20 protein-coding genes are annotated in these 18632 nt (G+C 68.6%); 9 read left to right on the top strand and 11 right to left on the bottom strand.

The genetic code is table 11. From position 1 onward, the window contains the following. The first annotated feature begins 21 nt into the window (after positions 1 to 21). A complete protein-coding gene (gene fabV / locus E9536_RS16280; RefSeq protein WP_021159934.1) occupies positions 22 to 1224 on the top strand; it encodes an enoyl-ACP reductase FabV in 1203 nt (400 codons plus the stop codon). Positions 1225 to 1288: 64 nt separating this feature from the next. Here fabV and E9536_RS16275 read toward each other — a convergent pair whose 3' ends face one another. After that, positions 1289 to 1993 carry an SDR family oxidoreductase gene (locus tag E9536_RS16275; RefSeq protein WP_048023522.1) on the bottom strand — a complete coding sequence of 235 codons (705 nt, stop codon included), beginning with the start codon at positions 1991 to 1993 and terminating at the stop codon, positions 1289 to 1291. 347 nt (positions 1994 to 2340) lie between these two features. Here E9536_RS16275 and E9536_RS16270 point away from each other — a divergent pair, with 347 nt between their 5' ends. Continuing rightward, entirely contained in the window at positions 2341 to 2925 is a 585-nt protein-coding gene (locus tag E9536_RS16270; protein ID WP_059621826.1) for a TetR family transcriptional regulator, read from the top strand. Between the two features lie 46 nt (positions 2926 to 2971). On the opposite strand, the gene E9536_RS16265 is transcribed toward E9536_RS16270, so the two are convergent. The 3 genes from E9536_RS16265 to E9536_RS16255 form a co-directional block, all read right to left on the bottom strand. Continuing rightward, complete coding sequence (locus E9536_RS16265) at positions 2972 to 3550, bottom strand: membrane protein (protein ID WP_027790388.1); 579 nt, start codon at positions 3548 to 3550, stop codon at positions 2972 to 2974. Between the two features lie 273 nt (positions 3551 to 3823). Further along, positions 3824 to 4609 (bottom strand): YhfC family glutamic-type intramembrane protease, encoded by a 786-nt coding sequence (locus tag E9536_RS16260; protein WP_136470169.1) that lies wholly within the window; start codon positions 4607 to 4609, stop codon positions 3824 to 3826. 11 nt (positions 4610 to 4620) lie between these two features. Next, on the bottom strand, positions 4621 to 5151 hold the full coding sequence (locus E9536_RS16255) for a GNAT family N-acetyltransferase (protein ID WP_059699822.1): 531 nt from the start codon (positions 5149 to 5151) through the stop codon (positions 4621 to 4623). A gap of 203 nt (positions 5152 to 5354) precedes the next feature. Here E9536_RS16255 and E9536_RS16250 point away from each other — a divergent pair, with 203 nt between their 5' ends. The 3 genes from E9536_RS16250 to E9536_RS16240 all read left to right on the top strand — a co-directional run bounded on the left by E9536_RS16250 (position 5355) and on the right by E9536_RS16240 (position 6773). Next, positions 5355 to 5720, top strand: a complete 366-nt coding sequence (locus E9536_RS16250; RefSeq protein ID WP_027790385.1) for a metalloregulator ArsR/SmtB family transcription factor — start codon at positions 5355 to 5357, stop codon at positions 5718 to 5720. Beyond that, a complete protein-coding gene (locus E9536_RS16245; RefSeq protein ID WP_060173999.1) occupies positions 5692 to 6177 on the top strand; it encodes an SRPBCC family protein in 486 nt (161 codons plus the stop codon). Before E9536_RS16250 ends, E9536_RS16245 begins: the two co-directional genes overlap by 29 nt. A 119-nt stretch (positions 6178 to 6296) precedes the next feature. After that, a complete protein-coding gene (locus E9536_RS16240) occupies positions 6297 to 6773 on the top strand; it encodes an SRPBCC family protein (protein ID WP_027790383.1) in 477 nt (158 codons plus the stop codon). Positions 6774 to 6804: 31 nt separating this feature from the next. Here the strand turns inward: E9536_RS16240 and E9536_RS16235 are convergent, their stop codons facing one another. From E9536_RS16235 to E9536_RS16220, 4 genes are all read right to left on the bottom strand, one after another. Then, positions 6805 to 7938, bottom strand: a complete 1134-nt coding sequence (locus E9536_RS16235) for an amidohydrolase family protein (protein WP_136470168.1) — start codon at positions 7936 to 7938, stop codon at positions 6805 to 6807. Between the two features lies 1 nt (position 7939). Continuing rightward, entirely contained in the window at positions 7940 to 9247 is a 1308-nt protein-coding gene (locus E9536_RS16230; RefSeq protein WP_059699828.1) for an MFS transporter, read from the bottom strand. Positions 9248 to 9330: 83 nt separating this feature from the next. Continuing rightward, complete coding sequence (locus E9536_RS16225; RefSeq protein WP_048023531.1) at positions 9331 to 10611, bottom strand: CaiB/BaiF CoA-transferase family protein; 1281 nt, start codon at positions 10609 to 10611, stop codon at positions 9331 to 9333. Then, complete coding sequence (locus tag E9536_RS16220; RefSeq protein ID WP_027790379.1) at positions 10608 to 11594, bottom strand: hydroxymethylglutaryl-CoA lyase; 987 nt, start codon at positions 11592 to 11594, stop codon at positions 10608 to 10610. Before E9536_RS16220 ends, E9536_RS16225 begins: the two co-directional genes overlap by 4 nt. Before the next feature lie 172 nt (positions 11595 to 11766). Here E9536_RS16220 and E9536_RS16215 point away from each other — a divergent pair, with 172 nt between their 5' ends. The 3 genes from E9536_RS16215 to E9536_RS16205 all read left to right on the top strand — a co-directional run bounded on the left by E9536_RS16215 (position 11767) and on the right by E9536_RS16205 (position 14547). Continuing rightward, the gene (locus tag E9536_RS16215) at positions 11767 to 12588 is read left to right on the top strand and encodes an IclR family transcriptional regulator (protein WP_060083806.1); all 822 of its coding nucleotides are present in this window, start codon (positions 11767 to 11769) and stop codon (positions 12586 to 12588) included. A gap of 152 nt (positions 12589 to 12740) precedes the next feature. After that, the gene (locus E9536_RS16210) at positions 12741 to 13379 is read left to right on the top strand and encodes a 2-hydroxychromene-2-carboxylate isomerase (RefSeq protein ID WP_136470232.1); all 639 of its coding nucleotides are present in this window, start codon (positions 12741 to 12743) and stop codon (positions 13377 to 13379) included. Between the two features lie 475 nt (positions 13380 to 13854). Further along, positions 13855 to 14547 carry a phosphatase PAP2 family protein gene (locus E9536_RS16205; RefSeq protein WP_136470167.1) on the top strand — a complete coding sequence of 231 codons (693 nt, stop codon included), beginning with the start codon at positions 13855 to 13857 and terminating at the stop codon, positions 14545 to 14547. A gap of 99 nt (positions 14548 to 14646) precedes the next feature. On the opposite strand, the gene E9536_RS16200 is transcribed toward E9536_RS16205, so the two are convergent. The 3 genes from E9536_RS16200 to E9536_RS16190 all read right to left on the bottom strand — a co-directional run bounded on the left by E9536_RS16200 (position 14647) and on the right by E9536_RS16190 (position 17282). Further along, positions 14647 to 15306 (bottom strand): glutathione S-transferase family protein, encoded by a 660-nt coding sequence (locus E9536_RS16200; RefSeq protein ID WP_021164299.1) that lies wholly within the window; start codon positions 15304 to 15306, stop codon positions 14647 to 14649. A 124-nt stretch (positions 15307 to 15430) separates the two neighbouring features. Further along, complete coding sequence (locus E9536_RS16195) at positions 15431 to 16501, bottom strand: MBL fold metallo-hydrolase (protein WP_136470166.1); 1071 nt, start codon at positions 16499 to 16501, stop codon at positions 15431 to 15433. Between the two features lie 127 nt (positions 16502 to 16628). Beyond that, on the bottom strand, positions 16629 to 17282 hold the full coding sequence (locus tag E9536_RS16190) for a peroxiredoxin (protein ID WP_027790373.1): 654 nt from the start codon (positions 17280 to 17282) through the stop codon (positions 16629 to 16631). Between the two features lie 286 nt (positions 17283 to 17568). On the opposite strand from E9536_RS16190, the gene E9536_RS16185 reads away from it, so the two are divergent. Next, positions 17569 to 18474, top strand: a complete 906-nt coding sequence (locus E9536_RS16185; RefSeq protein ID WP_021164296.1) for an HTH-type transcriptional regulator ArgP — start codon at positions 17569 to 17571, stop codon at positions 18472 to 18474. The last annotated feature ends 158 nt before the right edge of the window (positions 18475 to 18632 follow it).

Raw genomic sequence — 18632 nt, 5'->3', positions numbered from 1 at the left:
CTTTCTGACTAGAGGGTTTCCATGATCATCAAACCGCGCGTGCGTGGCTTCATCTGCGTGACGACTCATCCGGTCGGCTGTGAAGCCAACGTCAAGGAACAGATCGACTACGTGACTTCGCACGGCCCGATCGCCAACGGCCCGAAAAAGGTGCTCGTGATCGGCGCGTCGACCGGCTACGGCCTCGCCGCCCGGATCTCGGCCGCATTCGGCTCGGGCGCGGACACGCTCGGCGTGTTCTTCGAGCGCGCCGGCAGCGAAACGAAGCCGGGCACGGCCGGCTGGTACAACAGCGCCGCGTTCGAGAAATTTGCCGCCGAAAAAGGGGTCTATGCGCGCAGCATCAACGGCGACGCATTCTCCGACAAGGTCAAGCAGGTCACGATCGACACCATCAAGCAGGATCTCGGCAAGGTCGATCTCGTCGTCTACAGCCTCGCGGCGCCGCGCCGCACGCATCCGAAGACGGGCGAAACCATCAGCTCGACGCTCAAGCCGATCGGCAAGACGGTCACGTTCCGCGGCCTCGACACCGACAAGGAAGTGATCCGCGACGTCACGCTGGAACCGGCGACGCAGGAAGAGATCGACGGCACTGTCGCCGTGATGGGCGGCGAGGACTGGCAGATGTGGATCGACGCGCTCGATGAAGCCGGCGTGCTGGCCGACGGCGCGAAGACGACCGCGTTCACGTATCTCGGCGAGCAGATCACGCACGACATCTACTGGAACGGCTCGATCGGCGAAGCGAAGAAGGATCTCGACAAGAAGGTGCTGTCGATCCGCGACAAGCTGGCCGCGCACGGCGGCGATGCGCGCGTGTCGGTGCTGAAGGCCGTCGTCACGCAGGCGAGCTCGGCGATCCCGATGATGCCGCTGTACCTGTCGCTGCTGTTCAAGACGATGAAGGAAACCGGCACGCACGAAGGCTGCATCGAGCAGGTATACGGGCTCTTCAAGGACAGCCTGTACGGTGCGACGCCGCACGTCGACGAGGAAGGCCGCCTGCGCGCGGATTACAAGGAGCTCGATCCGCAGGTGCAGGCGAAGGTCGTCGCGCAGTGGAACCACGTGACGAACGACAACCTGTACGAGCTGACCGACTTCGCCGGCTACAAGACCGAGTTCCTGCGGCTGTTCGGCTTCGAGATCGCCGGCGTCGACTACGACGCGGACGTGAACCCGGACGTGAAGATCCCGGGCATCATCGACACCACGGCCTGACGGCCCGGCCCGCCGCCCGTACCGCATACGCGGCGCGGGGGGCGGGTTCGAGGCTCCGGCGGCGTCAACGCGGCGCCGGTTCTTCCAGATAGACGCCCGACGACAGCGTGGCCTTCACCTGCCGCGTGAACTCGTCGGTCGACACTTCTTCTTCCCCTGCTTCGATCGCTTCGTACGCCTGGCGCACGACGTCGGCCGGCGTCGCCTTCGGCACGTCGAGGCCGGCCGTCAGATCGGTATCGATGAAGCCGGCATGCAGCCCGACGACCTGCGTGCGCTGCTCGCGCAGCGAATGGCGCAGCCCGTTGGTCAGCGCCCACGCGGCCGATTTCGACACGCCGTAGCCCGACAGGATCGGCCGGTTCACCCAGCTCGCGACGGACAGGATGTTCAGGATCGCGCCGCCGCCATGGCCGGCGAGGATGCCCGCGAACGCGCGCGACATCGCCAGCATCCCGAACACGTTGGTTTCGAAATGGTCGCGCAATGCGTCGGTCGCACCGTCGTCCGTCAGGCTGCCGAGTCGCGCGATGCCCGCGTTGTTGATCAGCAGCGTGACGTCGCGCGCCGCGTCGGCGGCCGCCGCGACGGCCGCCGGATCGGTCACGTCGAGCTTCACCGGCACGACGCCCGGCAGCGTCACGGTGGCCGGATCGCGCGCCGCCGCATAGACCTTGCGCGCCCCTCTCGCAAGCGCCTGCTTCGCGAACTCGAGCCCGAGCCCGCGATTCGCACCCGTGACGAACACCACTGCACCTTCGATCTTCATGACGCTTCCTTTCGCATGATGAATCGCATGCGCGCCGGCTCGCCGCGCGCGTGAGATCCGGTGAAAAACCAGGCTGCCATTGCGTTCCGAACCGGTACGCCGCCGGCAGACGGCGAGCCGCCCGTTGCCCGATACACGTGCCCCGGCGGCGCCCAAGACGCCGATCGATTGCCATCGGCCGTTCCGGCAGCGGCTTTGCACCCTCCGCCAAGTCGGCTACACTCGATGTCAATGTCGATCACCATTGTCTTTGCCGTGCATTGTGTTCACGCAATCTGCTCATGTCAATGGTGGTCGCCATTGTGATTTTCAATCGACGCGATCGGCAAAAAATCAGGGAGGGATCGATGGGCGTTTCAAGACAGCAGGCTGCCGAGAACCGGAGCGCGATTGTCGCGGCCGCCGAGCGGCTGTTCCGCGTGCGCGGCGTCGACGCGGTAGGACTCACGGAGCTGATGAAGGAAGCCGGCTTCACGCAGGGCGGCTTTTACAACCACTTCAAGTCGAAAGACGCGCTGGTCGCCGAGGTGATGGAAAAGGCCATGCAGGACCGCGCGGATTCGCCGAACGCCGGCAGTCTCGACGCGCAGGTGGCGTCGTATCTGTCGGCCGCGCATCGCGACAACGTCGAGGCCGGGTGCCCGCTGTCCGGTTTCGCGGGCGATGCGCCGCGACTGACCGATGCGGCGCGTGCGTGCTACGCGCACGGCCTCGCCACGTATCTCGACCGGCTGGAACGGATGGTGGCCGTCGAAGGCGGGACACCGGCGCAGACGCGTCGCGACGCGATCGCCGTCTTCAGCCAGATGGTCGGCGCGCTCGTGCTGTCGCGCGCGATCGCCGGCACCGAGCCCGCGCTGGCCGACGAAATCCTCGCGGCAGGGCGGGACGCGCTCACCGCCGGGCGCGACGATCCGGTCGCGCCGGCATGACGGGCAGACGGCGGGGCAAGACGGCGCGCTCGGCGCCCTTGCCGCGCTATTCGACCGCCCGCGCGGCCTCCCACAACGGCTGCCCGCCCAGCGCCGCATGCCATGCGCCGAAACGCGTGCGCCACGCTTCGAACGGCTCCGCCAGCGGATGGCGCGGATCGTCGCTGAGCGAATACGCCATCCCTTCGATCAGCCAGCGCGGCTTGGTCACGACGGCCAGGTTGCCGAGCACTTCCGCCTGGCGGTGATGGATCAGCTCGTGCGCGAGAAAGTAGGTCTGCCAGCCGCGCGGTGCGACAACCACGCCGAAATTCCCGAGCGTCAGCGCCGCGCGCTGGCCGAGGCCGAATGCATCGGCGCACGCGCGGGTCGAACAGAACACGACGCGCGGCGCCTCCCGGAACGCACCGACGGCTGCCGCCGCGCGCGCATAACCGTCGCGATAGAGCTGCCGTGCGTCGCCGAGCCTCGCGGCATCGTCCGTGCAGATATCGGCGCTCGGGCACGACACGCCGGGAACCAGCGCGGGCGCGACGACGCGCAGCGGCTTGACCAGCGCATACGCGGCAATCGGCAGCGCGACGAGCAGGCCCGTGAGGGCGTAGACGATATGGGAGCGTTTCATCGAGGCGGGGGTTCCGGGGCGTGCTGCTGAAATCTTCCTGCGTGACTATATCGGACTGGCGACGTCTCCGGCCCTGCCTGATTCCCGGACGGAGCGCGGTCGCCCCGGGCCCTGCGCTCGCCGCGACCGGGGAGACATTCCGGCGCTTGCCGTTGCGATCTGCCGTTTCGTCGAACCGGGGACCTTTTACCCGCTGATGCCGCCTGGATAATCAGATGCGCCGGCCATCCGGCGGCCGAACCCGCTGCAAACGGCTGACACGCCCCCTGCCCGTCACGCGACGTGCCCCGTGCTCGCGCCTCCGGCACCCGCCGCCCGGCGGCTCCAGCGAATGCCCAGCAACAGGAGCACGACACTGCACGCGAACAGGGTCGCCTCGACCAGCACCGTATCGACATGCCAGTACCGCGTCGTCAGCACGACAACGAGGTCGAACACGAAATGAAGCGCAATCGCATACACCAGCCAGCGCTTCGTTCCGCGCACGAACGTCTGCAGCACGATCAGCGACAGCCCCACATGCGCGGCCAGCGCGCTCGTGCGCTCGAGCAACGCGAGAACGGGCGACGCGAGCGTCATGCCCGCGAACTGCGACCCGACCAGCGACTGCACGCCCTCAGGCACCACGACACCCGCGTGCGCAAGCAGATAAGCCGTGCCGAGCGCGAGAAACCCGACGCCGACCAGCAGCATCGCCTCCAGTCCGCCGTGCCCGAGCCCGAGCATCACGGCCGTCGGCGCATCATGCCGCTTCGGCAGCAGATACCGGAAGGCGACCCAGCGCCCGCATTCCTCGAAGAGCCCGGCCGTCAATGCCGCGAACACGAGCATCGGCAGGTGCCAGCGCGGGTCGTGAGCAAGCCAGCGGTACAGCGGAATCTGCCACGACATGCGCAGTACCGGCTGGAACACGAAGAAGGTCAGCATCCCGTAGAAAAACACTCGAAGCGGCACCTGCGTGCGGCGTCGCCACGCGGCCGCGAGCCACGCAGGCGCGAGCAGCGCGACGAGACCGGCCGCGAGCGTAAGGAACAGGAGCGCGGGAGCGACGGGATGCATCGCGCGCCCCGTTACGCGAGTTGCTTGTGGAAAACCGTCGTCGCGCAGGGCGTGCCGTCGGGCATCAACGCATAGTTCGGCACGACGCCGACGCGCTGCCAGCCGGCCCGCTCGTACAGCCGCTCGGCGTCGCCGCCCGTCACGGTATCGAGCACGAGCACGGTCTTGCCGGCGTCGCGCGCGGCCGCGTCGGCCGCCGCCATCAGCCGCCCGGCGATGCCCTGCCGGCGCGCGTGACGCGACACGAGCATCTTCGCGATATCCGCGCGATGCGGCTGGTTCTCCGGCTGCGCGGTCACGACCTGCACGGTGCCGACGATCCGGCCGGCCGCGTCCTCGGCAACGAGCAGGATGCGCTCGCCGTTCGCGACGCCGTGGGCGACGTGGGTCCAGAACGCGACGGCGGTCGGCCGCCCGATCGGCAACATGAAGCTGACGGACGCGCCGCCCTCGACGCAATCGATCAGCACGTCGGCCAGCGCATCGACGCAGGTCATCGCTTCGCCCGCGTCGACGCGGCGGACGGTAACGGATTCGGTCATGCCATCCCCGTAATCAGGTGGGCCGCCCGCACGGGTTCGGCGGGCGGCCGGATCGGAAAGAACACCGGCCGATCGTCGCGGCTCGCGCAACGGCAGCAGGCGTGCGGCGATACCGCGCCCGGTCGGCGCGTGTTACCGCCCCATCATCCTACGCGACGAAAATTTCCGTTGCATCGCCGTTCGCATTGCCTACACTTAGCCACATGGCTAACTTTCAACCCGGCATCAGCGACGTCTTCCACGCCCTCTCCGATCCGACGCGCTGCGCGATCGTCGGCGCGCTCGGCCAGGGCGAGCGGACCGTCTCCGCACTGGCCGAGCCGTTCGACATGGCGCTGCCGTCGTTCATGAAGCACGTGGCCGTGCTCGAGCGCAGCGGCCTCGTGCAGACCCGGAAATCCGGCCGCTCGCGCACCTGCACACTGGTCGGCAGCCGGCTCGCCGAGGCCGAGGCATGGCTCGCCGCGCAACGCGCGCTGTGGGAAGCACGATCCGATCGTCTCGTCGAATTCGTCGAACGCCGTCACCAGGAGGAGCACGATGTCAGCCAGCCCCGTCGACCCCGCTGAAGCCCACGATCTCGTCATCACGCGCACGTTGCACGCGCCTCGCCACGCGCTGTGGCGTGCGTGGACCGACCCCGAACTGCTGAAGGAATGGTGGTGCCCGAAACCGTGGACCACCGAAGTGCGCGCATTCGACCTGCGTCCGGGCGGCGCTTTCCACACGTTCATGCGCGGCCCCGACGGCGGCACGAGCGATAACCCCGGCTGCTTCCTCGAAATCGTGCCCGAATCGCGCATCGCGTTCACGTCGATGCTCGCGGGCGGCTGGCGGCCGCAAGTGCCGTGGATGGGGTTCACGGCAGTCATCACGATGGCCGACGACGATGCGGGCAGCCGCTACGAGGCGCGCGTGATGCATCCGGACGCCGCCACGCGCGAGCGCCATGAAGCGCTCGGCTTCTTCGAGGGCTGGAACACCTGCATCACGCAGCTCGACGCCTTCGCGGCCGCGCTGCGCTGAGCGCGGCCGGGTGCGCGATCATTGCATGCCGCCTCGTGCGCGCCTAGGATTCCTGAAGGAAGCGCGACGACACGCCGGCCGCCGGCATGCACCGTCGCGCGCGCTCCGCGGGAGGCGACATGTTGCACACGCACACGCATTCGACCCGGGTCAGCCGGCACCTGAACGCCCCGCGCGGGCGCGTCTACCGCGCGCTGCTCGATCCGCACGCAGTCGAACAATGGAAGGTACCCGACGGCATGACGTGCCGCGTGCATGCGTACGACGCGCGCGAAGGCGGCGCGCTGCGCGTGTCGCTGAGCTATGACGCACCGTCGGCCGGCACCGGCAAGACCACCGCGCGCACCGATACCTATCACGGCCGCTTCGTCACGCTCGTGCCGGACGAGCAGATCGTCGAGATCGACGTGTTCGAAACCGACGATCCGATGCTGCGCGGCGCCATGACGATCACGATCACGCTGTCCGACGAAGCGGGCGGCACGCGCGTGGACGCCGTGCACGACGGGGTGCCGCCCGGCGTGCCGGTCGCCGACAACGAAACCGGCTGGCAAATGGCGCTGGCGAGGCTGGCGGCGCTGGTGGAAGCGGAGTGAGCAAGCGCCGGGCCTGTCGTCGCGACGCGCGTCAGCCGAGCCGGTAAGCCCGCGTGACCGTGCCGCGGAACAGCGCGTCGCGCTCGTCCTGACTTGCCTGCGCCGTCAGGCGCTTGAACGCATTCCAGCCGTTCACGAACGAATACGAGCCCTTGTCGACCGGAAAATTGCTCTCGAACATGCAGCGCTCGGGGCCGAATGCGTCGATGCAGGTCATCATCCACGGCTTCCACGCGTCGGCGAGTTGCACGGAAGACGGCGGCCGCGCACCTTTCTCGAAATCGAAACCGTTGATGCGCATCCCGAGCCCGCCGACCTTCACGTACACGTTCGGCAACTGCGCAAGCGCGCGCATCGACGCCGACCAGCGCTCGAACACCTCCGGCCGCTTGTCGGCATAACTCGCGATCCGTACGACGCCGCCGCAGTGATTGACGATGATGCGCGTATCGGGATTCGCCTTCGCGAGCTCGAACAGTTCAGGTAGCTGGGGAAAGAACAGCCACGCGTCGTACGACAGCCCGAGCGGCGCGAGCTGCGCGACGCCCGCCCGGTACGCGGAATCGAGCAGCATGCCGCGCGGCACCGCCGATAGCGGATTGGCGAGCGTCGGATCGGCATCCCAGGTCGTCAGGTGACGAACGCCGCGAAACCGCCCGCGCCCGGCTTCGAGATGTGCTTCGAGCACCTCGCGCACGCGCTCGCCGAGACGCAGGTCCGCATGGCCGACGATGCCTTTCGCGACAGCCGGACGGCCGTGCTGCTGCAACGGCTCGGTCACGCCGGCAACGTAGGCCGTCTCGCCCGCCGGCTTCAGTTCGACCGGGCCCGCATCGCGATAGCGCGTCTGCGCCTGCATGTAGACGGACGCCTGGATGTTGTGGCCCGAGCGCGCATCCTGCAGATAGTCGTCGAGCATGTAGATCCAGCCCGGCCGCTCATAGAAATGATGATGCGCGTCGACGATCGGCAGGTCGGGCTCGAGCACAGGTTCGAGCGCCGACGCGAGCCAGTCGGGGCGGACCGCCAGATAGTTGCTTTGCGTCGTCATGCGGGAAACTCCCTCCTGGGTCGCCGCGCGCGTCTCGGCGAACGCGGGCAGCGCGAGCGATGCGGCGGCCGCGCCGAGCAGCCGGCGCCGCTTGATCGAAAGCGTCGTGTCCATGTCATTCGCTCCGGTCGAACGCATACAGCGACAGCGTCAGCAGCGTCGTGATCGCGAGCACGATCGCGAGGCCGAGCATGCCGGCGGTAAAGGTGCCGAAGCCGTCCTTCAGGTAGCCGACGAGATAAGGGCCGGCGAAGCCGCCGAGCGCGCCGATCGAGTTGATCAGCGCGAGCCCGCCGGCCGCCGCCTGGCCGGACAGGAAGCGCGAGGGCAGCGTGTAGAAGATCGTGCGGCCGGCGATCGTGCCGACCAGCGCCAGCGTAATGCCGGCGAGTGCGGGGCCGAGCGTCAGGAAGTGCGTCGAGACGCCGAGCGCCACCGCGCCGATGAACAGCCCGATCGCCAGGTTCGCGACCGGGCCGCCGCGACGGTCCACGCGCTTCGCCCACCACAGCAGCGCGACGGTCGCGAAGAAGTACGGCACCGCGGACAGCCAGCCCGTCTGCATCGTCGACATGCCGTGCGCCTTGAGCATCTGCGGCAGCCAGATGCCGATCCCGTAAGAACCCATCGTGAAACCGAACGAGATCAGCGCGAGCACGTACACGCGCACGTCGCGCAGCGCGACGCCGAAGCGCTTCTTGCGGCCGGCGGCCGCGCCTTCGCGCTCGAACGCGCGCTGCAGCGCGGCACGCTCGTCGCTCGACAGCCACGCCGCATCCGCGGGCGAATCGGACAGCAGCTTCAGCACGAGAAAACCGAGCGCGCACGCCGGCAGCCCTTCGACGATGAACATCCATTTCCAGCCGGCCAGCCCGAGCGCGCCGTCGAGCTGCAGCAGCCACGTCGACAGCGGCCCGCCGATCAGCGACGACAGCGGCGTCGACACGGTGAACCACGCCAGCACCCGCGTGCGGTAGCTCGCCGGAAACCACACGGCGAGGAAGAAGATCACGCCCGGAAAGAACCCGGCTTCCCCGATACCGAGCAGCAACCGGATCGCATAGAAACTCGTCGGCCCGGTCGCAAGCGCGGTCGCGGCCGCCATCACGCCCCACGTGATCATGATGCGGGCGAGCCAGCGGCGCGCGCCGAAGCGGTACAGCGCGAGATTGCTCGGCACCTCGAACACGCAGTAGCCGGCGAACATGATCCCCGCGCCCCAGCCGAACTGCGTCGCCGTCAGCCCGAGATCGCGGTTCATCGTGAGCGCCGCGAACCCGACGCTCGTGCGGTCCAGGTAATTGAAAAAATACGCGAGCGCGAGCAGCGGGATGAAGCGCCATGCGGCCTTGCGCACGGCCCGCTGCTCGATCGATGCATCGGTCTCGCGATCGGCGGCCAGCGCCGGGAATGCGGATGTCATGGTTGTCTCCGTGGATAGGGCGATCCTCGCCCGCGCGTGGCGCGGTCGGGACGCCTTTGTTCGATCAGGGGATCGCGGCCGCGCTACGCGCTCGCCAGTTCGTTCGGCGACGGCGCGCCGCCCGCCGCCGCGCCGTCCGCGTCGTGCCGCCCGGCCACGACGCCGGCTTCGATCAGCGCGCGCGCCTCGTCCGGCGTGTAGCCGAGTTCGCCAAGCAGCGCGCGCGTGTCTTGCCCGAGCGCCGGCGGCGCCGAGCGCAGCCGCAGGCGCTCGCCCGCGAGCGTGAGCGGCAGCAGCGCGGTGCGCGTGTCGACCGGCCGCCCGGCGCTGCTCGCATCGGCCGGCAAAGTCACGTCCGCGAGGCCGCCCGTCGCCAGCAGGTGCGGATCGTCGAACAGGTCCTGCGGCCTGGTGATCGGTGCATACGGCAGGCCGATCGACTCGAAGATCGCGCCGATTTCCGCGGCCGAATGCGGCGCGAGCCGCGCGCGCAGTTCGGGCAGCAGCCACTCGCGCGCCTGCACGCGCAGGTTGTTGGTCGCGAGGCGCGCATCGTCCTTCAGCGCAGCCAGCCCGAACGCATCGCAGAACAACGCCCACTGCGTATCCGATACGACCGCGAGAAAGATCTGCTCGCCGTCCTTCACGGAGAACACGTCGTAGACGGCCCACGCGGAAATCCGGCTCGGCATCGGCGATGCGGCCTGCCCCGTCACCGCGAACTGCATCATGTGCTGCGCCACGAGGAACACGTTGTTTTCGAACAGCGAACTCTGCACCTGCTGGCCGCGGCCGGTGCGCTCGCGCTGCGCGAGCGCGGCCATCGCGCCGATCGCGCCGAACATGCCGCCCATGATGTCGTTCACGCTCGCGCCCGCGCGCAGCGGCCGCCCCTCCGGGCCGGTCATGTACGCGAGGCCGCCCATCATCTGCACCACCTCGTCGAGCGCGGTGCGATGCTCGTACGGCCCCGGCAGGAAACCCTTGTGCGACACGTACACGATGCGCGGATTCAGCGAGTGCAGCGCCGGATAACCGAGGCCGAGCCGGTCCATCGTGCCGCTCTTGAAGTTCTCGCTGAACACGTCCGCCGTCGCGACGAGCCGCAGCACGATCTCGAGCCCGCGCGGATCCTTCACGTCGACCGCGAGGCTCTTCTTGTTGCGGTTGAACATCCCGAAGAATCCCGCGCCCGAACCGCGCAGCGCGCGCGTGCTGTCGCCGGCGATCGGTTCGATCTTGATGACTTCCGCGCCGAGATCCGCGAGCAGCATCCCGCAGGTCGGGCCCATCACCATGTGCGTCATCTCGATCACGCGGACGCCGGCGTACGGCAGCATCGAAGCGGGTTGGCGGCCGTTCATTGCGCGACTCCCGCCAGGCATCCTTCCGGTTGCGGCGCGGCTGGAGAACGGCCGTCCGCGTAACGGAAGCCCTTCGGCAAACCGGCGTCCGGCACATGGCCGTACAACGCCTCGGCCGGCAGCGCCGCGTGCAGGATCGCGCGCGCGGCGAGCAGGGCGTCGACGTCGATACCCGTGTCGAATCCCGCCGATTCGAGCAGGAACACGAGATCCTCGGTGACGATGTTGCCGGTCGCACCCGGCGCATACGGGCAACCGCCGAGGCCGCCCTGGCTCGCATCGATCGTCGTCACGCCCGCGTCGAGCGCCGCGACGACGTTGGCGAGCCCCTGCCCGCGCGTATTGTGGAAATGCGCGCCGCCCGCCTTGTCGCCGACTTCCCGGCGCAGCCGGGCAAACAGCCGGCGCACCTGCGCCGGGTTCGCATAGCCGCTCGTGTCGGACAGCCCGATCTCGTCGACCCCGCATTCGGCCATCGCCACCGCCATCGCGATCGTCTCGTCGTCGCTGACCGCGCCCGCGATCGTGCAGCCGAACGCGACCGACACGCCCGCCTCGATCTGCACCGACGGGAACCGCGCATCGCGCAGCGCGACGATCGCGCGCACCTCGTCGATCATCTGCGCGGGCGTCTTGCGGATATTCGCCAGCGAATGCGCCTCCGTCACCGATACCGGCAGCGTCAGCTTGTGCACGCCTGCTTCGAATGCGCCCTCGGCGCCGCGCAGGTTCGGCGCGAGCGCGGCGACATGCAGCCCGGGAATCGCCAGCGCATGCGCGACGACCTCACGCACGTCGGCCATCTGCGGCAACAGCCTCGCCGGCACGAACGACCCGACCTCGATCTCGCGCAAGCCGGCCGCGGCCAGCGCCGTGATCCAGCGCAGCTTGCCGGCCGTCGGCATCACGGCCCGGATGCTCTGCAGGCCGTCGCGCGGCCCGACCTCGCTGACCAGCACCTTCGGATATTCGGAAACGCTCATTTGATACTCCATCGTTCTATCTGAAAGAACATCATTCTGTTTGATAGAACTCTAAGCGTGCGTCGAACGCGCTGTAAGCGGGGTATACCCGTGAAATTGCGATTTTCTGGAACTTGAGTTCTGTCAGACAGAACGATATAGTCGACCGATCATCCTCTGAAGGAAGCAGGCAGTGCCTACGACTCACACCGATCACGCCGGCAGCGAGCCCGATTCGCCGGCCGAAGAAGCGTCCAGCGGCGTCGCCGTCCTCGATCGCGCGTTCGCGATCCTCCGCGCCTTCGGGCAGACCGACGACAGACTGTCGCTCGCGGAGCTGTCGCGCCGCACCGGGCTGTACAAGAGCACGATCCTGCGCCTGCTCGCCGCGCTCGAGCATGGTGGCTTCATGCGCAAGCTCGACGACGGCCAGTACGCGATCGGGCACGAGCCGCTGCGGCTCGCCGCGCTGTACCAGCGTTCGTTCCGGGTCGGCCCGGTGGTCGAGCCGCTGCTCGAAACGCTCAGCCGCGAACTCGGCGAAACGGCGTCGTTCTACGTGCGCCAGGGCGACATGCGCTCGGTGCTGTACCGGGTCGAGCCCGCCCGCGCGGTGCGCGTGTCGATTCGTGTCGGCGAGGAATTTCCGGTTCGCCAGGGCGCGTCCGGGAAGGTGCTGCTGGCGTTCACCGACACGCAGGATGCGCAATGGCACGACGTGCGCGAACGACTCTGGGCCGCGTCGTACGGCGAGCGCGACCCCGAGACGGCTTCGGCGTCCGTACCCGTGTTCGGTGCGGCCGGCGAGTGTGTCGGCGCGCTGACCGTGTCGGGCCCGAAATCGCGGCTCGCCGCCGCACCGGCCATGGCGGCAGCGCTCGCGATGCTGCTGCCGCTCGCGCAGAAGGCGACCGTGGCGCTCGGCGGCGCAGGCGCACGCTACGATGCGGCGGCCGTACGTGACAGCCTCGCGCAGTTCGCGCCGGCAGCAGGCCACGGCGACACGGCGTCATGACCGGCGGCGCGCGCCCCGCCACGCAACAGCGCTACAGCAACAATGCAAAGGGCAGCCGCGTGCGACACTGGCCGCCGATGCATGCATCGCGCGCCGCCTGCGGGCGTGCCGCGCATGCCACCGCCAACCGGACACCCATGAGGGCAGCCACCATGAACGCCGCGCGCACCGCCATCTGGTATTTCGATTTCGTGTCGCCATTCGCCTACCTGCAGCAGGAACAGTTCGACCGGTTGCCGGCCGCCGCCGCGTTCGCGCCGCGGCCCATCGTGCTCGGCGCACTGCTCTCACACTGGGGCCAGAAAGCGCCGGCCGAGATCGCGGCGAAACGCGTCTTCACCTATCGCCACGCGCAATATCGCGCGGACAAGCTCGGCATTGCGTTCCGGATGCCGCCCGCGCACCCGTTCAATCCGATCAGGCCGCTGCGTCTCGCGATCGCGATGGGCAGTTCACCCGACGCGATCCGCCGGATCTTCCGGCATATCTGGCGCGACGGCCGGGACGTGTCGACGCCGGAAGGCTTCGCCGCACTGTGCGAAGCCGTCGGCTTCCCGGAAGGCGTGACGGCCGTCGAAGCCCAGCCGGTCAAGGACGCGCTGCGCGCGAACACCGACGATGCGATCGCGCACGGCGTATTCGGCGTGCCGACCTTCGAACTCGACGGCGACCTGTTCTGGGGCGAGGATGCGACCGACATGTTCGCCGACTGCGCGACGTCGCGCGCGTGGCTCGATTCGCCCGAAGTGCGCCGCATCAGCGCACTGCCAGAAGGCATCCGGCGCGGCTGACGGCGCCGCGGCCGCCCGGCGCTCACGGCACGAATCCGGCGCCGCCGAATTTCCGCACCGCACGCACGTGGCGGGCAGCCCCACAGGGCTTGCCCGCCTTTTCTTTTATTTTCGATCGGCGCACGCATGACGCCGCGCGGCCCGGCAGATTCGCGCGCATCCGGCGCGAGAACCGCTCATCCGGTGCAAGATCCAGACCGGCCGGCGCGACTGTCCAGTTCTACCGATTATTTTTCCGATGGCCGCGCGCATCGACGCGGAAATATCGGACGATTCCGATCCCCCCGCCACACGGCGCCCGCCCATCCGGCCCCATCGCACAGCCCCGTTTCATCAGGGGATTCCCGGTATTTTTTCGCATTTTCTTCGAAATAACGGGTGACATACTTGCCCCCCGTTGCGCTCCGGTGCGAGCGCGCTTCCAGATCCGGCCGGCCGCGTGTGATGCATCGGGCGTCCGCCGGGATCGCACGACATGAACAATTTCGATACCACGATCCAGACCTTCCTCACCCACATCACGTTCGGACCGCTGATGAATCACGCGATCCGCGTGATCGCGGGCCTGTACACGTTCAAGGGCTTCGTGCTCATTCCCGTGCTGTGCTGGCTGTGGTTCCAGCCGGGCCCGAACCGCGAGCGGCAGCGCGAGCTGGTCGTCGCGACGATCGCGAGCGGGCTCATTGCGCTCGCGTTCGGCCGGCTGCTCGCCCAGGTGCTGCCGTTCCGCGTGCGGCCGATCTACAACCCCGAACTGCACCTGCACTTCCCGTCGGCAGGCCTGCGCGCGGCCACGCTGCAGGCATGGAGTTCGTTTCCCAGCGATCACGCGATGCTATGGATGGCGATCGCCACCGGCATCTTCATCATCGCGCGCCGTGTCGGCGTGCTCGCGCTGCTGTATGCGGTCGTGTTCATCTGCGTACCGCGCGCCTATCTCGGCTTCCACTACCCGACCGACCTGATCGCCGGCGCCGCGATCGGCATCGCGATCGCGTGGCTGCTGACGCGCAACGCGATCCGCTCGCGCTTCGCGCCGCAGGTGCTGGCGACGATCCGGCGCTTCCCCGCGCCGGCCTATACGCTCGCGTTCCTGCTGTGCTTCGAGCTGATCACGCAGTTCGACGAACTGCTGACGCTCGCGCAGTCGGCCACCCGCACGATGTAACGGGAGACGCCGCGATGCTGCCGCTGCTTTCGTTCCGTCGCCCCGGCACGCGCTGCCGGCCATGCGCGGCGTCGGCGCGCCGCGCGACGCCCGCGCCGTTCAGTCGCGATCGGGCGCGCCCAGCGGAAAGAACGGGCGATACGGCCGCGCCTCGTCGACCGCGCGCGCAAACGACGGCCGCGCCAGCAGACGCTTGCGATACGCGATCACGTTCGCGAACGACGGATCGATCCGGTGCGTCCAGTCCGCATAGAACAGGAACGGCGCCGCGCCGCAGTCGGCGAGGCTGAAGCGGTCGCCGGCCGCCCATTCGCGATCGGCCATCTTCCTGTCCAGCCACGCATACGACGTGTCGAGCATCGCGCGCGCATCGGCGACACCGCGCGCATCGCGCTCGGCTTCCGGCCGCAGCGCATCGAACACGACCTTCTGCTGCGGCGTCGACACGTAGTTGTCGAAGAAACGATCCATCGTGCGCACCTCGAGCGCCGCGTGCGGATCGTCGGGCAGCAGCCGCACGGGGCCCGGATGGTTCAGGCCGAGGTACTCGATGATGATGGACGCCTCGATCACGGTGCGGCCGGCATCGACCAGCACCGGAAAGCGCTTCAGCGGCCACAGCGCGGCCAGTTCCTGCATCGGCTTCGGATCGTCGTGCGCGAGCACGCGATACGCGAACGGCGTGCCGTTCTCGTACAGCGCGGTCAGCACCTTCTGGCAGTAGGACGAAAAGGGATGGGCGTAAAGCGTCGGTATCATCGTGCGGTCTCTCCGGGTTTCGGCGCCGCGTCGTGCGGCGCCACGTGATCGGATACCTTGACGACGAACGGCACCCGGCCGTTTCGACAGCGGTCCGGAATTTTTTGTCGTGCGACTTGTGCCGTTACGACCGGCCGTCCATCACGACGCGCCCCTCGGCACGCCAGCGCAGCATCCCGCCGCCGAGATTGGCGACCGTGTCGAAGCCGGCTTTCAGCAGGATCACGGTCGCCTGCGCGGATCGCCCGCCGGCCCGGCACACGGTCACGACCGGCCGGTCGCGCGCGATCTCGCCGGCACGCGCGGCCAGTTCGCCGAGCGGAATCGGCATCGCGCCGGGCAGGTGACCGAGCGGGCCCGTGAATTCGTCCGGCTCGCGCACGTCGACCACCTGCACCGCCTGCAAATGATCCTCGAGCCATTGCGGATCGATTTCCCAGAACCCGGCGAACGTATAGACGAGCGGCGCCCAGTCGGGTGCCGCCTGCGCATCGGGCGCGTTCGCGGCGACGCCGCATTGAAGGTTCGCCGGCACCGCGACATCGATCTGGCGCGGGTGCGCGAGCCCGAGGTTGCGCATGTAGCCCGCGAAATCGTCTTCGCTCAGATCGCCGCCGAGGCGCGGATTGAAGCGCCGCTCCTCGCCGACGCTCGTCACCGTGAGCCCGCGATAGTCGTGCGCCGGATACAGCAGGCACGCGGCCGGCAGCGTGAAAAGCCGGCCGTGCACCGCGCGATACAGCGCGCGCGGGTCGCCCTGCTGGAAGTCGGTGCGGCCGGTGCCGCGGACCAGCAGGCAATCGCCGGTGAACGCCATCGATTCGTCGTCGAGCACGAGGCTGATGCAGCCGCTCGTGTGGCCGGGCGTCGCGCGCACGGTCAGGTAGCGCGCGCCGAACGCACAGCGGTCGCCGTCGTTCAGATAACGATCGGCGCCCTGCGCGCCGCTCGCGGCCGAGATCGCGATCGTGCTGCCCGTGCGCTGCTTCAGCAGCCACGCGCCCGTCACGTGATCGGCATGCACGTGCGTGTCGACGGTCGCGACGAGCCGCAGCCCGAGCTCGTCGAGCAGCGCCGCGTCGCGGCGCACCTGCTCGAACACCGGATCGATCAGCAGCGCTTTGCGCGACGCGCGGTCGGCGAGCAGGTACGTATACGTCGACGATTGCGGGTCGAAGAGTTGCCGGAAGATCATCGCGAAGTCGCTCCGTCGCTGGTTGATGCGCATTGTCCGGCCCGCGCCGCCGCCGCCGCGGCCGCGGCCGCCGCGCGGGCCGCCCCGTCACGGTCCTGCACTGCCGGCATCCGGCCGGCACGGCGCGTCAGCCCGGCTGCGTCACGTAACGCAGGTACGGCTTCAGCGTCCGGAAGCCCTGCGGATACTTCTGCTTCGCCGCATCGTCCGACACCGACGTCGGAATGATGACATCGTCGCCGGGCCGCCAGTTGACCGGCGTCGCCACCGTATGCTGCGCGTTGAGCTGCAACGCGTCGAGCAGGCGCAGCACCTCGTCGAAATTGCGTCCCGCGCTCATCGGATAAACGAGCATCGCCTTGACCTTCTTGTCCGGCCCGATGACGAACACCGAGCGCACGGTCGCGTTGTCGACCGCCGTGCGCGGGCCGCCGCTCGCATTCGGATGAATCATGTCGTACAGCTTCGCGACCTTCAGCTCGTCGTCGCCGATCAGCGGATAGTTGACCGCGTGACCCTGCGTCTCGGCGATATCCGCCACCCACTTCCGGTGATCGCTGACCGGATCGATCGACAGCCCGATGATCTTCGTGTTGCGCTTGTCGAATTCCGGCTTGAGCCCGGCCATGTAGCCGAGTTCGGTCGTGCATACCGGCGTGAAATCCTTCGGATGGGAAAACAGGATCGCCCAATGGTCGCCGATCCATTCATGAAAGCGGATCGTTCCCTCGGTGGTCTCCGCGGTGAAATCGGGCGCGTCCTCGCCTAGTCGAATCGACATGTTCGTCTCCGTCAAATGGGAATCGTCACGACGCCCGCGCCGCGGCTTGCGCGCGACGCGCGATCGTCCGCGCGCGGAGTGCAGGCATGGCACATGCCCGGGTTCCGCGCGTTCATATAGCCTAGTTCAAAATGCGCGCACCACCGGGATGCGGTGTGCGCGATGTCTCGGCCGATTCCGACGACCAATGCGGCACGGCAGCACGATGCGCCGCAACCGGGCGCGCGTGCGGGCTGCCTTACACTAGCGGCTCCTCTCGTCTTACGTTCACAGGAATGCCACCGACATGTCGATGACGATCGATCCGAAGCAGGCCGCCGCACTGCTGGCCGTCGCCGACACGGGCAGCTTCGAGCAGGCGGCCGTGCGCCTGCACGTGACCGCATCAGCGGTCACACAGCGGGTCCGCGCACTGGAAGCGAGCCTCGGCACGCCGCTCGTGCTGCGCACGCGGCCGTGCCGCCCGACGGTGGCCGGGCAGCGCGTGCTGCAGCACCTGCGCCGCGTCGCGCTGCTGCAGGCCGACCTGCAAAGCACGCTCGCGACCGAGCGCGAATCGCCGATCTCGGTCACGATCGCGCTCAATTCCGACAGCCTCGGCACGTGGTTTCTCCCGGCACTGACGTCCGTACTCGCCGGCGAGCGCATCCTGTTCGAGCTGATCGTCGAAGACCAGGACCACACGTTCGCGCTGCTCGAAAGCGGGATGGCGGTGGGCTGCGTGACGACCGAGCCGAAGCCGATGCGCGGCTGCCTCGCGACACCGCTCGGCACGATGCGCTACCGGCTGCTCGCGGCCGCCGCGTTCGCGGTGCGCTGGTTCCCGCGCGGGCTGAACCGCACGAGCGCGCGCAAGGCGCCCGTCGTCGCGTACTCGCGGCGCGATACGCTGCAGTCGTCGTTCCTGAAGGAGAAGTTCGGGCTGCCCGAGGGCGCCTACCCGTGCCACTACGTGCCGGGCACCCATTCGCACTTCGCGGCGGTGCGGCACGGGCTCGGCTACGCGATGGTGCCGGAGCCGCTGATCGGCGCCGCGCCGCTCGACGCGCAGGGGCTCGTCGATCTCGCGCCCGCGCATCCGACCGACGTCACGCTGTACTGGCACGCATGGACCGTGCAGTCGCCGACGATGGCGTCGTTGTCGGAACGCGTCGTCGAGGCGGCACGCCGGCTGCTCGCGCCGCTGCCGTGACGCGCGGGTGATCGACACCGCCAGGGCGGTGCATGGCGCGCGGCGCGGTACGCATTGCGGCGAGAAACCCTGCCGCGCCGCCTATACTTTTTCCATCGGCCTCGCGAACGCGCCGCGCGGCCGATCACGCACATCCGGCCGTTCCCTTTCCCGCAAGG

It is taken from the genome of Burkholderia sp. LS-044 (assembly GCF_004803625.1).
GTDB lineage: Bacteria > Pseudomonadota > Gammaproteobacteria > Burkholderiales > Burkholderiaceae > Burkholderia > Burkholderia cepacia.
This window is presented reverse-complemented; position numbering and strand designations above follow the sequence as displayed.